This window comes from Halolamina salina (assembly GCF_054653455.1).
In genome coordinates, this window is sequence record NZ_BAAIGE010000002.1 from 936,008 (window position 1) to 952,006 (window position 15,999).

The 15,999-nt window shown below is 69.0% G+C and carries 12 protein-coding genes; 9 read left to right on the forward strand and 3 right to left on the reverse strand.

The genetic code is table 11. The annotated features are described in order from the left end of the window. The first annotated feature begins 21 nt into the window (after positions 1–21). Both trkA and ACYQZ5_RS05440 read left to right on the forward strand, forming a co-directional pair. The gene (trkA, locus tag ACYQZ5_RS05435; protein WP_379730652.1) at positions 22–1,356 is read left to right on the forward strand and encodes a Trk system potassium transporter TrkA; all 1,335 of its coding nucleotides are present in this window, start codon (positions 22–24) and stop codon (positions 1,354–1,356) included. 79 nt (positions 1,357–1,435) lie between these two features. Further along, positions 1,436–3,040 carry a TrkH family potassium uptake protein gene (locus tag ACYQZ5_RS05440; RefSeq protein ID WP_379730653.1) on the forward strand — a complete coding sequence of 535 codons (1,605 nt, stop codon included), beginning with the start codon at positions 1,436–1,438 and terminating at the stop codon, positions 3,038–3,040. Positions 3,041–3,046: 6 nt separating this feature from the next. On the opposite strand, the gene ACYQZ5_RS05445 is transcribed toward ACYQZ5_RS05440, so the two are convergent. Both ACYQZ5_RS05445 and ACYQZ5_RS05450 read right to left on the reverse strand, forming a co-directional pair. Next, positions 3,047–4,723, reverse strand: coding sequence for a YegP family protein (locus ACYQZ5_RS05445; protein WP_459845420.1), 1,677 nt, complete (start codon positions 4,721–4,723; stop codon positions 3,047–3,049). A gap of 153 nt (positions 4,724–4,876) precedes the next feature. Beyond that, complete coding sequence (locus tag ACYQZ5_RS05450; RefSeq protein WP_379730656.1) at positions 4,877–5,287, reverse strand: CBS domain-containing protein; 411 nt, start codon at positions 5,285–5,287, stop codon at positions 4,877–4,879. A gap of 123 nt (positions 5,288–5,410) precedes the next feature. Here ACYQZ5_RS05450 and ACYQZ5_RS05455 point away from each other — a divergent pair, with 123 nt between their 5' ends. Genes ACYQZ5_RS05455 through ACYQZ5_RS05465 form a run of 3 tightly spaced genes read left to right on the forward strand, consistent with a single transcriptional unit; the run spans position 5,411 to position 9,202 of the window. After that, positions 5,411–6,175 (forward strand): ABC transporter ATP-binding protein, encoded by a 765-nt coding sequence (locus ACYQZ5_RS05455; RefSeq protein ID WP_459845422.1) that lies wholly within the window; start codon positions 5,411–5,413, stop codon positions 6,173–6,175. Continuing rightward, positions 6,168–7,916: a hypothetical protein gene (locus tag ACYQZ5_RS05460; RefSeq protein ID WP_459845424.1), complete on the forward strand. Its 1,749-nt coding sequence runs from the start codon at positions 6,168–6,170 to the stop codon at positions 7,914–7,916. The genes ACYQZ5_RS05455 and ACYQZ5_RS05460 overlap by 8 nt, the downstream gene beginning before the upstream one ends. Then, entirely contained in the window at positions 7,916–9,202 is a 1,287-nt protein-coding gene (locus ACYQZ5_RS05465) for a DUF6498-containing protein (RefSeq protein ID WP_379818470.1), read from the forward strand. Before ACYQZ5_RS05460 ends, ACYQZ5_RS05465 begins: the two co-directional genes overlap by 1 nt. Positions 9,203–9,291: 89 nt before the next feature. Here the strand turns inward: ACYQZ5_RS05465 and ACYQZ5_RS05470 are convergent, their stop codons facing one another. Next, a complete protein-coding gene (locus ACYQZ5_RS05470; protein WP_379731070.1) occupies positions 9,292–10,257 on the reverse strand; it encodes a metallophosphoesterase family protein in 966 nt (321 codons plus the stop codon). A gap of 171 nt (positions 10,258–10,428) precedes the next feature. On the opposite strand from ACYQZ5_RS05470, the gene ACYQZ5_RS05475 reads away from it, so the two are divergent. The 4 genes from ACYQZ5_RS05475 (at position 10,429) to ACYQZ5_RS05490 (ending at position 15,951) form a co-directional block, all read left to right on the forward strand. Continuing rightward, positions 10,429–12,333, forward strand: coding sequence for an ABC transporter substrate-binding protein (locus ACYQZ5_RS05475; protein ID WP_379731071.1), 1,905 nt, complete (start codon positions 10,429–10,431; stop codon positions 12,331–12,333). Positions 12,334–12,459: 126 nt separating this feature from the next. After that, positions 12,460–13,506 (forward strand): ABC transporter permease, encoded by a 1,047-nt coding sequence (locus tag ACYQZ5_RS05480; protein ID WP_379731072.1) that lies wholly within the window; start codon positions 12,460–12,462, stop codon positions 13,504–13,506. A gap of 1 nt (position 13,507) precedes the next feature. After that, positions 13,508–14,932, forward strand: a complete 1,425-nt coding sequence (locus tag ACYQZ5_RS05485) for an ABC transporter permease (protein ID WP_379731073.1) — start codon at positions 13,508–13,510, stop codon at positions 14,930–14,932. Next, positions 14,929–15,951, forward strand: a complete 1,023-nt coding sequence (locus ACYQZ5_RS05490) for an ABC transporter ATP-binding protein (RefSeq protein ID WP_379731074.1) — start codon at positions 14,929–14,931, stop codon at positions 15,949–15,951. The genes ACYQZ5_RS05485 and ACYQZ5_RS05490 overlap by 4 nt, the downstream gene beginning before the upstream one ends. The last annotated feature ends 48 nt before the right edge of the window (positions 15,952–15,999 follow it).

Sequence of the window (15,999 nt, forward strand, 5' to 3'; positions counted from 1 at the left end):
CTTTCGACAAGTGACCTACTCGTGCGTGTAATCATCGTCGGCGCCGGTCAGGTCGGTGAGAGCATCGCCGCCGACCTGAGCGACGCCCACGACGTCGTGATCGTGGAACGGGACCCCGACCGCGTCGAGGAGATCAACTACAGCCTCGACGTGCTCGCGGTCGAGGGCGACGGCACCAGCCTCACCGCGCTCGAGGAGGCCAACGTGGCCGACGCGGACATGGTGATCGCCTCCACCGACGACGACGAGACCAACATCGTCGTCTCCTCGACGGTGAAGGCCCTCTCGGACGCGTTCACCATCGCCCGGGTGAAGAACACCGAGTACCTCCGGACGTGGCAGCGCTCCCGGACCGCCTTCGGCGTCGACTTCATGGTCTGTACGTACCTGCTGGCCGCGGAGTCGATCGTCCGGGTCGTCGGCCTGCCCGCCGCGCGCGACGCGGACACGTTCGCCGACGGGCGCGTCGAGATGGCGGAGTTCGACGTCGGCGCGGAGTCGCCGATATCGGGACAGACGGTCGCGGAGGCGGACACGTACGACTCGCTGACGTTCGCGGCACTCATCAGGGACGAGGAGCTGTTGATCCCGACCGGGACGACCGCCATCCGCGCCGACGACCGGCTCGTGGTGATCGGGACGCCCCGGAGCGTCCGGCAGTTCGCCGGCGACGTGGCGCCCGAGGAAGCCGCCCTCTCCGGCGAGGTGGTGATCGTCGGCGGCAGCGAGATCGGCTACCACGTCGCCCGACTGCTCTCCGATCGCGGCGTCTCCGCGCGCCTGCTCGAACAGGACGCCGACCGGGCCCGCTGGCTGGCAGAGGAGCTCCCGGACACGATGGTGATGGAGACCGACGCCACCGACATCGAGTTCCTCGAACGCGAACACATCGGCGACGCCGAGGTGATCGTCTCCGCGCTCGACTCCGACGAGAAGAACCTCCTCGCCTCGCTGCTGGCCGAACGGGTCGGCACCGAGCGCAGCGTCGCCGTGATCGACCAGTCGGAGTACGTCGACCTGTTCGAGGCGGTGGGCATCGACGTGGGCATCAACCCCCGCGAGGTGGTCGCCGAGGAGATCACCCGGTTCACCCGGGCCGGCGGCGCCGAGAACGTCGCGCTGGTCGAGAACGGGCTGGCGGAGGTGCTGGAAGTCGAGGTCGACGAGGACAGCCCGCTGGTGGGCAAGCCGATCCGGGAGTCGATCCACTCGCTGCCCGCCGACGTGGTGATCGGCGCCATCACCCGCGGCGGGGAGTACGTCGTCCCCCGCGGAGGGACCGAACTCGAAGCCGGCGACCACGTCGTGCTGTTCGTCGAGACCGAGCACGCTGACGAGGTCTCCGCGGCGCTGTGACGGCGACGGCCTTCCCCGCTTGAGGCCGCTCCCGAAACAGTAGCTTGAAGCGCCGAACGCCTCACACTCCGAAACAACCGTGTCGATACGCGTCGATTACCGCGCCAGCCTGAGCCTCGTCGGGACGGTGCTGAAGTACCTCTCGGTCCCGCTGCTGCTTCCGGTGGTCGTCGCGCTGGTCTACGGCGAGACCCTCGCCCCGTTCCTGCCCACCATCGCGATCACGCTCGCGGTCGGGTTGGGGCTTGAACGGCTCGCCCCGGAGCCGGACATCGGGAGCCGCGAGGGGTTCCTGATGGTGGCGACCACGTGGATCGCGGTCGCCCTCGTCGGGACGATCCCGTACCTGATCGAGGCCCACGGCATCCCGCTGCTCGTGGAGCCGATCCACCCCGGATCGACGCTCGGCAACCCCGTGAACGCGCTGTTCGAGTCGATGTCGGGGTTCACCACCACCGGCGCGACGGTGCTGGGGAGCATCAACGTCACCGATCACACCCGGGGGGTGATGATCTGGCGCCAGCTCACCCAGTGGCTCGGCGGGATGGGGATCGTCGTGCTCGCGGTCGCGATCCTGCCGGAGCTCTCCGTCGGCGGCGCACAGCTGATGGACGCCGAGGCGCCCGGCCCGGGGATCGAGAAGCTGACGCCGAAGATCGCCGAGACCGCCCGCGTGCTCTGGGGCGCCTACCTCGCGATCACGGTGGTCGAGATCCTGCTGCTGTACGGGCTCGACCTCGCCGGGATGGCCGGTCCGAACATGGACGCGTACAACGCCGTCGCCCACGGGCTGACGACGATGCCGACCGGCGGATTCTCGCCGCAGGCCCGCAGCATCGAGGCGTTCTCGGCGGCGGTCCAGTGGGTCATCATCCCCTTCATGGTGATCGCGGGCACCAACTTCGCGCTGATCTGGCAGGCGATCGCCGGCTCCCCCCGCGAGCTGTTCGATGACACCGAGTTCCGCGGCTTCCTCGGCGTGATGGCGGTGCTGACGGCCATCGTCAGCGGGCTGCTGTTCACCGGCGGGTTCGCGTCGGGCGTCCCCGAGGGCGCGACGTTCGACGCCGCCTACCTGTCGGAGACCGTCGCCACGATCAGCGGCAACCTCGAACCGACGGTCCGGCACGCGCTGTTCCAGACCGTCTCGATCGTCACCACCACCGGCTACGCCAGCATGGACTTCGACACCTGGGCGCCGCCGGCGCAGTACGCCCTGCTGTTCGCGATGTTCGTCGGCGGCTCCGCGGGCTCGACCGGCGGGTCGATCAAGGTCGTCCGCTGGATCGTCGTCGCAAAGGTGCTCCGCCGCGAACTGTTCACGACCGCCCACCCCGAGGCGGTCCGCCCCGTCCGACTGGGCGGGACCGCGCTCGACGACCGCGCTATCCGTGGAATCATGGCGTTTACGCTGCTGTACGTCGTGATCTTCTTCCTCGGGGCGCTGGTCCTGTTCCTCGACGTCGCCCGCGCGGGCGTCGACTTCACCGTGTTCGAAGTGATCTCGGGGACGGCCTCCACGCTCGGGAACGTGGGGCCGGCGTTCTACCGCCTCGGCCCGATGGGCGGCTACATCGGCTTCCCCAACAGCTCGAAGCTGTTCATGGTGGCGCTGATGTGGGCCGGCCGGCTGGAGATCATCCCGCTGCTGGTCTGTCTGATGCCGGAGTACTGGCGGCGCTGAGGGGCGCTACTCCCCGTCGCCGGCGTCCTCTTCGGCGGCGTCGCCGCTCTCCTCGCTCTCGTCGCTCGTTTCCGCCGCCTCGGCGGCGTCCAGATCCTCGATCTCCGAGCCGGGCGCGTTCAGCTTGAACCGATCGACCGCGTCCTCGGCCTTGGACTTCTCCGCGTAGCCCTCGCTGCCGGTCGCGACGATCTGGCCGTTGCGGTGGCGGAGCCGCCAGCGGAACTCGCCGCCGTTGTCCTCGTACACCTCGAACGCCGCGCGGCCGATGTCCAGCACGTCGGCCTCGGGCGCGTACTGCCGCACCCGTTCGACGGCGTCCTCGACGCTGGCGTTCCGGCTGTACCCCTCGCCGCTGTCGGCGACGAACTGCCCGTTTCCGGACTTGAGCCGCCAGCGGTGCTCGCCGGCACTGTCCTCGTACGTCTCGAACGTCAGCTCGTCGAGTCCTTCGCGGACGCGGTCGACCGCGCGGCGGGCGTCGCGGCGCCGGGTGTACCCCTCGCCCCCGTCGGCGAGAACGTTCCCGTTCCGGTGGACGAGCCGCCAGCGCCACTCGCCGGCGCCGTCGCGGTAGATCTCGAACCCCGTCGGGTCGAGCCGCAGATACTCCGCGGGACCGGCGTACTCCTGGACGCGCTCGATCGCGTCGCGGGCGGCCGACCGCCGGCTGTACCCCTCGCCGCCGTCACCGACGATGTTGCCGTTGTCGTGGCGGAGCCGCCAGCGGAACTCTTCGCCCTCGTCCTCGTACAGCTCGAACGTCGTCTGACTCTCGACGACCTCCGGCGGCTCGAACGTCTCGCCCGGCTCGGCGAGTTCCTCCTCGGACTCGATGCGAAGCAGCGTCGCCCCGAGCGCGTTGCGCCGGACGCTCTCGAGTCCCTTCTGTGCGTTGTGCCGCCGGGTGTACCCCTCGCCGCTGGTCGCGACGATGTTGCCGTTGCGGTGGCGGAGTCGCCAACGGAACTCACCGCCGTTGTCCTCGTACAGCTCGAACCGGGCCTGACTCTGGCGGAGCGACCAGAGCCGCGCGGCGAGGTCGGCCTCGTCGGATTCGGCGTCGGCGAGATCTTCCGACATCGCCGTGACGGCCCGCCCCAGTGACGCCGCGGCGTCCTTCGACGCGGACAGTTCGCCCCGGAGCGCCGCGACCCGTGCGGCGAGGTCGGCCTCGTCGGCCGCGCTGTCCTCGAGCACGTCGTCGAGCTCGGCCAGCTCACGCCGGAGATCGGCGGCTTCCTCGCCTCGCCCGGAGAGTAGCGGGACGAGCACGCCGCCGGCACCGACGAGCAGCAGGCCGAGCCCGTAGAGCCCGATCACGGTCGTGTTCCCGTTCCGGATGGACCATCCGCCCGGGAACACCGCGACGAAGTAGGCGACGCCGATCGCCGCGACGGTGGCGCCGACGGCGACCAGCGTCGTCGCCCGCGAGTCGAGCGGGAGCCGGATCACCGGCCCCACCAGCAGCAGGATCAGCCCGAGGCTGATCCCGACCAGCGAGAGCTGTCTGAGGTCGCCTTGCGGCTCGCTCCCGAGGAAGAGCAACACCCCCGCCACCGCGAGCACCAGCCCGACCACGAACAGCCAGTACCCCCGAACCTCGTCGTTAGTGGTCGGATTGCCGATTCGCCGTCGGTACACCGATCGCAGCGCCCCCTCGTCGGCTCGTTCGGTTGACATCGTCGGCTACCTGTTTCGCCTCTGAGTGCTTATAGGTATGCCAGCGTCTCCCACAGTTCGCTTTAGGGGAGCCGACCGGTCGGTACTGCCGGCGCTCGTGGTACTACGGGTGCTCGTGGATCGGTTCGCGCACGGAGTATGGTCGGTCGAATGCTACGGGCTCGGTGTCTGCACCGTCGAGAGGTACGCGGTGAGGTCGGAGGTGGTGATCATGCCGATCAGCCCTTCGGTGTCGTCGATCACCGGCATGTGGTGGAAGCCGGCCTCGACCATCCGGTCGGCGACCGTCCGGATCGAGTCGCCGGCTTTCGCGGTTTGAACGTCCCGAGTCATGTACTCACTCACGGGCGTCTGGTCTTTCGGCTGCTGCCCCGCCACGATCGACACGAAGTCCGTTCGCGTGAGGATCCCCTCGAGGGTGCCGTCGTCGTCGACGACGACGACCGATCCGATCTGGTTGTCGAGCATCAGTTCGGCGGCGTCCTCGACCAGCGTGTCCCGCGTGACGGTTTTGACCTCGGTGCTCATCAGGCTCGCGACGAAGAGGTCGTCGGTCTCGTCCATGTGAATACACAGCACGACACAGCGGATAACCCTTCCCCTCTCGGGCGATCACCCCCGCCACGCCGACGCCCGGTCGGTACGCCTATGGGACAGCGCCGTCAGACGCCGGTGTCCCGCGCTCCCATGCCCGCCATCGAGACCACCGACCTGACCAAGCAGTACGGCGACACCGTCGCCGTCGCGGATCTCGACCTCGCAGTCGAGTCCGGTAGCGTGTTCGGCTTCCTCGGCCCCAACGGCGCCGGGAAGACGACGACGATGCGGATGCTGACCGGGCTGGTCCGGCCCACACGCGGCCGCGCGACGGTCGCCGGCGCCGACGCCACCGACCGCGACGCCCTCCGCCCCCGGATCGGCTACCTGCCCGAGACACCGCCGCTGTACGATCACGCGACAGCGTACGAACAGCTCGATTACGCCGCCGGCCTGCGCGACCTCGACCCCGAGCGGGCCCGCGAGCGCGTCGACGACCTGTTCGACCGCCTCGACCTCCCGCCCGAGGACGCCTCGGGCCGAATCGCCGACTACTCGAAGGGGATGCGACAGAAGGTCGCCTACGTGCAGGCGGTGCTTCACCAGCCCGAGGTAGTGTTCCTCGACGAGCCGACCTCCGGGCTCGACCCGCGTGCGGCCCGGACGCTCCGGGAGCTGATCGTCGAACTCGCCGACGGCGGAACGACCGTGTTCCTCTCGACGCACATCCTCCCGGTGGTCGAGGCGGTCGCCGACGCGGTGGGGATCCTCTACGACGGCGAACTGGTGGCCGAGGGCGCACCCGCCGAACTGCAGCGCCGCGCCGAGACCGGTGAGGCGCGCTCGCTGGAGGACGCGTTCCTCGAACTCACCACCGACGGCGCCGACGCGGCACCGAGCGAGGGAGATGGCTGAGCCGAACTGGCTCCGGCACGCGCTCCGGGCGGGCGCCTTCGAGTACCGTCGCTCGGTCCGGGCGGTCCGTGAGGACACGGGCCGGCTGGTGTTGCTGGCGCTCAGCGTCCTGTTCCCGACGCTGATGCTCGGCGGGATGGCCGCGCTGTTCACGCCGATCATCCGGGAGAGCGCGCCGGCCGGGACCGCGGTCCCGCCCGCACTGCGCGGCGGCGCGACGCTGTTCTGGCTGTTCGGCGTCTTTCTGTTGGGCCAGCGGGCGTCGTCGGCCCACAGCGAGCCCGTGGCCGCGCCGTTCGTGCTGACGACCGTCTCCCCCCGGACTGCCGTCCTCGGCGGCGTCATTGCGGAGTCGCTGCGCGTGCTGACGTACGTGCTCCCGACCGCGGCGCTCGTGACCGTCGTCGGCGCCTACGCGTTCGGATCGCCGGCACCGCTGCTCACGGTGCCGCTGGTCGGCTGCCTGTTCGTCGCCAGCGCGGTCGTCGCTGGCCGGCTCGCGGGCTACACGACGGCGTGGCTCGTCGCCCGAGTGCCGTTCGTCGCCCGCCACCGGACCGGGCTGAGCGCGCTGGTCGCCGTCGTCTTCTTCGGGCTGTACATGCTGTTCCAGCTCCCGTCGATCCCCTACTCGCTCGACCCCGCGCTGCTGAGCGCCGTCCCGCTGGGCTGGATCGTCGAGGTACTGGCGGTGGGGACGCCGATCCGGTTCTCGCCCGTCCACGCCGCGGGCGGGCTGCTCACCGTCGGCGCGGTGCTGGCCGGCGGCGGCTGGGCCGCGGAGCGGATCGCGGGCTCGCTGTGGTTCGGCGACGAGGTCGATCCGACCGACGACGGCGACACGGCGACGACCCGCGAGCGCTCGGCGGCCCGCGCGCTTGAACGCGCAATCGCTCCGCTGACGGTGCCGCTGGTGGCGGGGCCGGTCCGGCAGGTCGCCCGGTGGACGCTGCTGCGGGCGAGACGCGAGCCGCAGCGGCTGAACTTCCTGATGGTGCCGGTGTTCGGCGGCCTGTCGGGGCTTGGGAGCATGGTTTTGCAGGACGCGGTCTCCCCGTCGGCGTTCGGCCCCGCGATCGCGCTGATCGCGGGCTGGGTCGGCGGCGCCGCGTTCGCGCTCAACCCGCTCGGCGACGAGGGGCCGGTGCTGCCGATGACGCTGACGACGATCCCCGGCCGGACGTACGTCCGGGGGCTGATCGCGCCGGCGCTGCTCACCGCCCCGGTCGTCGCCGCGCTCACGCTCGCGGTCGCGCTCGTCGGCGGCCACGGGCTCGGGTCGGCGCTGGCGCTTTCGGCCGTCGGCTGCCTGCTGACGGCCGTCGGCGCCGCGCTGGCGCCGGCGATCGGCATCTGGCTCCCGCGCTACAGCGCGATCCGGATCGGCAACAGCGACGAGGTCCGGCCGCCGCGGCTGCTCGCCGGCGCGCTCCACACCGCGCTGGTGTTCGTTCCCGGCGCGATGCTGGTTGGCGTCGTCGTCGCGCCGGGAATTGTCCGGCTCGTCGTTTCGGGAGTCGGCGCAGTCCCCGGCTTCCTGCTCGGCCTCGTGGCCGGGGAGTCGGGCGGACTCGCCGCGATCGCGTCGTCGTTCGACGGGATCGGCGCCAGTATCCGGTCGCTGCCGCTGGGCGTCGTCCAGTTCGGCGTCGGCGCGGCGCTCGTCGCCGGCGGCCTGCTGGCGGGCTGGATCGCCTACCGTGCGGCAGTTCGGCGGTTCGACGAGCACGAGCCGTACTGATGGCCGGGGACACGCCCGATCTCGACGCCGTCGCCGTCGTGATCGCCTCGAACCTCGTGGTACCGGCGGGGGTGCTGCTGCTCGACTGGTCGATCGCGGTGCTGTTCGGCGTGCTGGTCGCCGAACTCGCCGTCGTGTTCGGTTGGGCGCTGGTGAAGATCCCGTTCGCGGCCAAGCGCTCCCGCGGCACCGTCGATCGCTCCCGGCTCGCCGGGCTGTTCTACCGGCTCAGGGGGTCGATCCCGATGCCCGGGCCGATCCCCGGAGTCTACCCGCGCAATCTCCCGCCGCTGTTCGGCGGCGCCGTGATCGGCTCGGTCCTGCTGCTGTTCGTGGTCGCACTGTTCGGATTCGTCGCCGGCGGCGGCGTGACCGACGACGAGGCGGCCGCGATCGGCCTCGGCCTGCTGACGGTGTTGGTCCTCCGTAGCGGAGAGGAGTTCCTCGAGTACTTCGTCCGCGGCGGCTACCGCGAGCACTCCGCGCAGTCGACGTTCGCGCCGCCGTTCACGAGCCTGCTCGGGGTCGGATCGCTCCTCGTGGCCGGGGTGGCCGTCGACACCTCGGGGATCGCTGCCGACCGCGGCGAGGTCGTCCTCGCGCTGCTTGTCGGCGGGAAGCTACTCCTCGACCTGTGGGGGCTTCGGATCGAGGCCGACGAGGACCGCCACGGCGTGCTCGCCCGAATGTTCGGGAGCACGGCGACCGCTGTCGACCCCGAGTCGATCGACGAACCCGAAGCGGAGCCGAGGATCACACAGCGACCACCGCGGGGGGCCGCGCTCGTGGACGCGCTCCTCCGGGGGCTGGTGTACGGCGTGACCAGCCCGATCGCGTTCGTCGCGTTCGTCGGTGGTGGGTTCGGCCTCCTCGCGGGCGGGTTCCCGGCGGCCGCGCTGGCCGCGGCGGTCGTGCTCGCGCCGTTCGTGGCCGCCCGGGCCGTCGCGCGCTACCTCACGTACGGCGCTGTCGAGTACCGCTGTTACGACGGGCTGCTCGTCGTCGACAGCACGCTGCTCGACGCGGCACAGGCACGGCTACGCCGACAGGCTGTCGACGGCGTGGCGATCGACCGCGATCTCGTCGACCGCGCATTCGACACCGAGACGCTCGATTTGGAGGCCGACGGGCCGGACACGACGCCCGACTTCGGGCTGCCCGACCCCGACGAGCAGCCGGACGACGGCGTGAACGCGGATCGCCCGCGGACGCTCGCACACCTGTCCGAGGCGGGGACCGTCGTCGACGTGCTCGGGGTTCGGTGGATTCTGGAGCGGGACGGATAGCTCAGTCGCGGCGAAACCAGAACGCGGCGGGCGCGACGAGGGAGAGCGGGGCGAACTCCGACGCTCGACCCGACCTCACACGGACCGCGTCAGGACTCGTCGACCAGCGGGAACTGCGCCAGTCGGATCGCGGCCATGTCGGTCAGCCCCTTCCCGGTGACGGAGTCCTGATGGCGCTCGTAGTGGCCCAGCATCATCCCCTCGTGGTCGGCGACGGGGACGAGTCGGACCTCGGTGCCGTCGGGACCAACGTCGAACAGCAGATAGGACTGCGGGAACGAGCACGTCGTCGGCGACATGACCTCGCGGACGCCGCGCTCCTTCGTCGCCGAGGGGAGGTGGAGGTGGCCGGTGACGACGAGCGGCGCGTCGTGGGCTTCGAGCGTGTCGAGGAACGGCTCGGGGTTGCGCATCGTCGGCGGGATCGCCATCTCCGGCTCGTTGTTGTCGCGGTGCTGGACCAACTGCTCGGACATCGTCGGGAGGTTGTGGTGGACAGCGACCAGCGGCGTGTCGAGTTCGGGCAGCGTCTCGTCGAGCCACTCGAGCTGGTCGTCGGTGACCAGCCCGTCGTGGGAGTCGGTGAGCCAGTCGTCGCCGCCGGCGCTGTTGAGGCCGACCACGTCGACGCCGCCGACGCGCTCGTGGAACGGCAGCCCGTCCGGCGTGTAGCGCTCCTCGAACTCGCTCAGGGGGAGGTTCTCGTGGTCGTACCCCTCCTTCAGCACGTCGTGGTTGCCGGGCACCGAGCGGAACGGGGCGTCGAGGTCGGCGAGGATCTCGTCGGCGGCGTCGTAGTTCCAGCGCTCGCCGTCCTTGGTGATGTCGCCGACACAGAGCGTGTAGTCCACGTCGCGGTCGTTGATGTCCGCGACCGCGCTCTCGAGGTGGGCCTCGGTGTGCTCGAACAGCTTCGAAGTGCCTTCCTCGCGCGCGGAGACGTGCGGGTCCGCGACGACGGCGATACGGGTCCGCTCGTCGCTGCGCGGGCGCCGGAGGCGCGCCATCACGTTCCCGGGTGCGCTACCGTTGTGGTCGACTGGATCGACGGCCATACGGGGTGTGTGGCCACCCCGTTGATAAGCCCACGGAGGTCCGACGACGCGGGGGTCAGTATATATCTATATATAGGGAAACAGTCTCGAACCCTCGATTTTGGGAACTACAGTCCCAAACGCATACGCAGAGGGCAAACTATTTTTACGGTCGGTAATCCTGTTGAGGTGATGCCCGAGGAGAGCACTCGGCGATCGTTCTTGGCGGCGGCAGGCACCGGCGTTGCGGCGGCGCTCGCCGGCTGTGGCGGCAATGCACCCGATCAAACAGCGACGGAATCGCCCACCGACGAACCGATGGGCGGCTCCGACGACACCGACACCGACACCGAGGAGGGGACGCCCCAGTCCGGCGGCACCCTCCAGATGATGGCGACCGGCTCGATCCAGACGCTCGACCCCATCAACGCGAAGGGGTCCGGCGCCGGATACAACCAGTACAACCAGCAGCTGATGATGTTCCCGGACGGGGAGTACCCGCCGGAGGCGGCGCTCGCGACGGACTACGAGCTGTCCGACGACGGCCTGACGTACACGTTCACGCTGCGCGAGGACGCGACGTTCCACAACGGCGACGACGTGACCGCGGAGGACGTGGTCTACTCCTACCGCCGGCTCGCGGAGTCGGAGAACTCCCGGAACCGCGACGACATCGTCGGCGACACGATGACCGTCGCTCACGAGAAGGACGCGAGCCGCGCGTCCCCGGAGGACGAGACGACGCTCGCCGACGTGGTCCCGAACTCGCTGCAGGTCGAGGCCGTCGACGACTACACGTTCGAGATGACTCTCGCGAGCGAGTTCCAGTGGACGCTGTTCCAGATCGCGGGCGGCGCGTTCGCGATCCTCCCGGCGAACTCGGTCGGCGACATCGAGGGGTACGACGGCGAGTACTCCTACAACGAGTTCTTCAGCACGCAGGGCGACGGCCCGACGTTCGCCGGCGCCGGCGCCTTCCAGGTCGACTCCTGGAGCAAGGGTGACGCGATCACGCTGTCGGCGTTCGACGACTACTACGGCACCCAGCCCCAGATCGACGAGATCGTCTTCACGGTCGTCCCCGACGGCAACACCCGACTCAACCGCTTCGAGAACGGCAACGCCGACATCCTCGAGGGGATGCCGACGGCGTCGTTCACGCCGAGCAACGTCTCCATCGAGGAGGAGGACGGCAACAAGTCTCTCGGGACGTACGACCTCGGCGGCCAGACGGTCAACTACGGCCAGATCCCGTCGCTGACCACGGAGTACCTCGTGTTCAACACGCTCGAGGTTCCGATCCCGGTCCGGAAGGCGTTCGCCTACGCGCTGGACCAGCACTCCGTCGCGGAGAACGTCTACAAGGGCACCGCCACGCCGGCGTACCACATCACGCCGCCGGCGGCCTACCCCACGTTCGAGGAGGGCGTCGACTCGAACGACACGTACACCCGTCACGCGGAGAACGGCTACCAGTCCAACCTCGAGGGCGCGTCCGACGGCTACCCGTACGGCTACGGCGAGACCGACCTCGAGTCCGCGACGCAGGTGATGGAGGAGGCCGGCTACAGCTCCGACAACACCTTCGAGATCACGGCGACGACCATCTCGGGCAACAGCGCCTACCAGCGCGTGTTCACCCGCCTGCAGTCCAAGCTCCGGCAGGCCCACATCGAGATGGAGATCACCGAGGCGGAGTTCGGGACGATCATCAGTCAGGCGATCAGCGGCAGCATGGAAGTGTTCGCGCTCGGCGACGGGATGGAGTACCCCGGTCCGGAGAACTTCCTGCGGTTCCTCTACGGCGAGAGTCCCTCGGGGCAGTTCACCCGCTGGGGCGCCGAGGGGAGCTACCACAACGAGGAGCTCCGACAGACCGCCCTCGACGCGTGGGCGGAGAACTACGCGGGTGAGGATAGCACCGACCAGTCGGAGGCCGAGGCGTTCCAGACGATCGAGGAAGTCAACTGGCTCTCGATGCAGGAGCTGCCGATCGTCAACCCGGCCAGCCAGCGCTTCTGGCACCAGCACGTCGACGTGGAGATGTACGGCGTGATGGAGAACCAGACGTTCACCGACCTGACGCTCAGCCGGTAGAGCGCTAACCGGCCGGCTTTTCAATACCCCCTTCTTATCCCTGATCGAACGCACACGAATGCACGAAACACGCGGTCTCGACCTCCGGAACGCGCGTACTGAACAGTCGACTGACGGAGGCCAGACGTGAGCAGAGCCCGCTATCTCGCGAAACGCCTGCTCATGGCGATCCCGGTCGTGTGGCTCGGGACGTCGATGACGTGGTTCATCATCTTCATGGGGCCGATCGACCCCGCCGCACGCCTGCTGAGCGAGGGGCAGGTCCGGAACCCGGCCGCGTATCAGGCTGCACAGACCCAGCTCGGGTTGAACCAGCCCCCGCTCCAACACTACGTGGACTGGCTCTCGAACCTGCTGATGTTCGACCTCGGCCGTACGTGGCTGCTGTACCAGGGGTCGAACGTGAACGCGCTGATCCTCGATTTCCTCCCTCGGACGCTCTGGCTGGGGTTCTGGTCGGTGCTGATCGCGATCTTCATCGGCGTCCCGCTGGGGTTCTACGCGGGGATGCGGTCGAACACCGTCGCCGACTACGTCGCCTCGATGGGCGGAATCGTCTGGCGCGCGATGCCGAACTTCTGGCTCGGCATCATGCTGCTCGCGGTGCTTGGAAGCTCCCAAGCGATCTTCGGGTTCAGCTGGGAGACCCTCGGCCCGAACCTCACCTCCGGGATCTCCGGGAATCCCGATCTGAGCTATCTCTCCGGCAACCCGCTGGCCTTCTTCACCAATCCGAACGCGACGCTGCAGGCGATCAAGAAGGTGGCCCCGGCCGCGATCGTCCTCGGCTCGGCGTCGATGGGCAACGAGATGCGTATCGGCCGGACAGCCGTACTGGAAGTGAAGAATCAGGACTACGTCGAGCTCGCGAAAGTCAAGGGCGTCTCCGACCGCGCGCTCGTGTACAAACACATCCTCCGGAACGCGCTGGTGCCGCTGGTCCCGATCATCACCAGCGAGGCGTTCCTGCTGATCGGCGGCAGCGTGCTCGTCGAGTCCGTGTTCGGGATCAACGGGATCGGCTACCTGTTCTTCCAGGCGGCCATCCAGGGCGACCTCCCGCTCGTCGGGACACTGATGTACGTGTTCATCCTCATGATCGTCGGAATCAACCTCATACAGGACGTGCTGTACACGCTGATAGACCCGCGCGTCGGGCTGGAGGGCGAGTGAGATGGCGGTACGAACCTCTCACGTCACGGATACGCTCACCGACGGGCGGACGGCAGTGTGGGCCGCCGTCGGCGTCTTCCTGTTCGTGCTGGAGGCCGGCGCGCTCGCGAACTTCGTCGTCAGCCTCACCGTCGACGGACTGCTCGCGCTGCCGGGCGTCGATTCGATCGGCTTCCTGACCAGTCTGGAGAACGCGGCCCAGTCGATCCCCACGCTGCTCTCCCGGGAGACGATCCCCAACGGCGGCTACTACAACGGGAGCGGCTACGAGGGAACGTTCCTCGGCCTCTCGCCCGCGATGGCGTGGGCGCTGCGTGCGACGCTGATCTACCTCTACGCGTTCGCGGCGTTCGGGTGGGCCGTCTGGGGACTGCGCATCTACCGGCAGGAGTACCGCGCCGCCGACTGGACCCCCCGCGACGACATGCTCGACCGCTTCCGCGGCCACAAGTGGGGGATCTTCGGGCTGGTGATCGTGTTCATGTTCGTGACGATGGCGGTGTTCGCGCCCGCACTGGGGCCGACGACCGTCGACCAGAACATGCGTAACACGTACGGCAACGAGATCAGCTACTGGGACAGCGACACCAACTCCGTGGAGACGATCGTCGTCGGACAGGCGAACCTCAACTCCCTCTCACAGGGGAACGACCGGAACATCGGCCCGTGGCAGTACGACGACTTCGGGCGCTTCCACCCGTTCGGGACGATGCAGGACGGCAGCGACCTGTTCACCTTCTTGGTGGTCGGGTCGCGCATCTCCTTGGTGATCGGCGTGCTCTCGGTCGCGCTGAGCGCGTCGATCGCCGCCTCGCTCGCGCTCACCTCGGCGTACTACAAGGGCCGAGTGGACCTGAGCATGGTGCTGATCTCCGACGCCGTGATGGCGATGCCCCAACTGCTGCTGCTGATCATGCTCACGACCGTCCTCAAGGAGACGTGGGTCAGCGAGGTGTACAGCGGTGGGTTCCTGCTCGCGCTGATCTTCGCGTTCACCGGCTGGACGTACATGTGGCGGTCGATCCGCGGCCCGGCGCTGCAGATCGCCGAGCGCGAGTGGATCGACGCCGCCCGGAGCTTCGGGCAGACACCGATCACGATCATGCGAAAACATATGCTCCCTTACGTGACTGGCTACCTGTTGATCTACGGCTCGATGACGCTCGGCGGGGCGATCATCTCCATCGCGGGGCTGTCCTACCTCGGGCTGGGCGTCCAGCCGCCGACGCCGGAGTGGGGTCGCGCGGTCAACCTCGGACAGGACTACGTCCGGACCGGATCGTGGCACATCTCGCTGATCCCCGGCATCCTGATCACGCTGGTCGTGACCGGGTTCAACGCGCTGGGTGACGGCATCCGCGACGCGATCGACCCGCAGTCCGACAGCGCCGGCAGTGAGACCGCCGGGGCGGGGGGTGGCGCATGAGCGACACGCTGCTCTCCGTCGAGAACCTTCGCACCGTCTTCCACACCGACAAGGAGACGATCCGCGCGGTCGACGGCGTGAGCTTCGACGTCCAGCGCGGCGAGACCGTCGGGCTGGTCGGCGAGTCCGGCTCGGGCAAGTCCGTCACCGCCCGCTCGGTGCTCGGGCTGGTCGAGGAGCCGGGCGTGATCGAGGAGGGGTCGATCGAGTTCCGCGGCGACGAGCTCGTCGGCGGCAACTGGGACGAACACCGCGGCGACATCGCGATCGTGTTCCAGGACCCGATGAACTCGCTCAACCCCGTCTACACCGTCGGGAACCAGATCAAGGAGGCCCTCCGTATCCACCAGGGACTCCGCGGGCAGGAGGCGACCGACGCCGCGATCGAACTGCTGGAGGACGTTGGGATCCCCGACGCCGCCCGCCGCGTGTCGGAGTACCCCCACCAGTTCTCCGGCGGGATGCGCCAGCGCGCGGTCATCGCGATCGCGCTGGCCTGTGACCCGGACCTGCTGGTCTGTGACGAGCCGACGACCGCACTCGACGTGACGATTCAGGCCCAGATCCTCGAACTGCTGGACGAGCTTCAGCGCGAGGAGAACCTGGGCGTGCTGTTCATCACCCACGACATGGGCGTTATCGAGGAGACGACCGACCGCGTGAACGTGATGTACGCCGGCGAGTTCGTCGAGAGCGCGCCGGTCGACGAGCTGTTCGACAACCCCCGCCACCCCTACACCCGGGGGCTGCTCGCGAGCATTCCCGGCCGGACCGCCGGCGACGAACGGCTGCCGACGATCGAGGGCGAGGTGCCGACCTCGACGAGCAAACCCACGAGCTGTCGGTTCGCGCCGCGGTGTCCCCACGCGTTCGAGGACTGCGAGCAGGTCCATCCCGAGCGGAAGGACGTGGGCGACGGCACGGTCGACCACGAGGCGGCGTGTCTCCTCTACGACGACCGGTTCGAGGAGTCGGCGCCCGAGGAGAAGTTCGCGGACGACGGAGGTGAGCGCGCGTGAGCGCCGAACCGTTCCTCGAAGTCCGGAACCTGAAGAAGTACTACGACG

Bases quoted from the DNA above. Each gene is read 5' to 3' on its own strand.
- ACYQZ5_RS05445 (WP_459845420.1), bottom strand. From the start codon at position 4,723: ATGTCAACCGAACGAGCCGACGAGGGGGCGCTGCGATCGGTGTACCGA.
- ACYQZ5_RS05450 (WP_379730656.1), bottom strand. From the start codon at position 5,287: ATGGACGAGACCGACGACCTCTTCGTCGCGAGCCTGATGAGCACCGAG.
- ACYQZ5_RS05455 (WP_459845422.1), top strand. From the start codon at position 5,411: ATGCCCGCCATCGAGACCACCGACCTGACCAAGCAGTACGGCGACACC.
- ACYQZ5_RS05460 (WP_459845424.1), top strand. From the start codon at position 6,168: ATGGCTGAGCCGAACTGGCTCCGGCACGCGCTCCGGGCGGGCGCCTTC.
- ACYQZ5_RS05465 (WP_379818470.1), top strand. From the start codon at position 7,916: ATGGCCGGGGACACGCCCGATCTCGACGCCGTCGCCGTCGTGATCGCC.
- ACYQZ5_RS05470 (WP_379731070.1), bottom strand. From the start codon at position 10,257: ATGGCCGTCGATCCAGTCGACCACAACGGTAGCGCACCCGGGAACGTG.
- ACYQZ5_RS05475 (WP_379731071.1), top strand. From the start codon at position 10,429: ATGCCCGAGGAGAGCACTCGGCGATCGTTCTTGGCGGCGGCAGGCACC.
- ACYQZ5_RS05485 (WP_379731073.1), top strand. From the start codon at position 13,508: ATGGCGGTACGAACCTCTCACGTCACGGATACGCTCACCGACGGGCGG.
- ACYQZ5_RS05490 (WP_379731074.1), top strand. From the start codon at position 14,929: ATGAGCGACACGCTGCTCTCCGTCGAGAACCTTCGCACCGTCTTCCAC.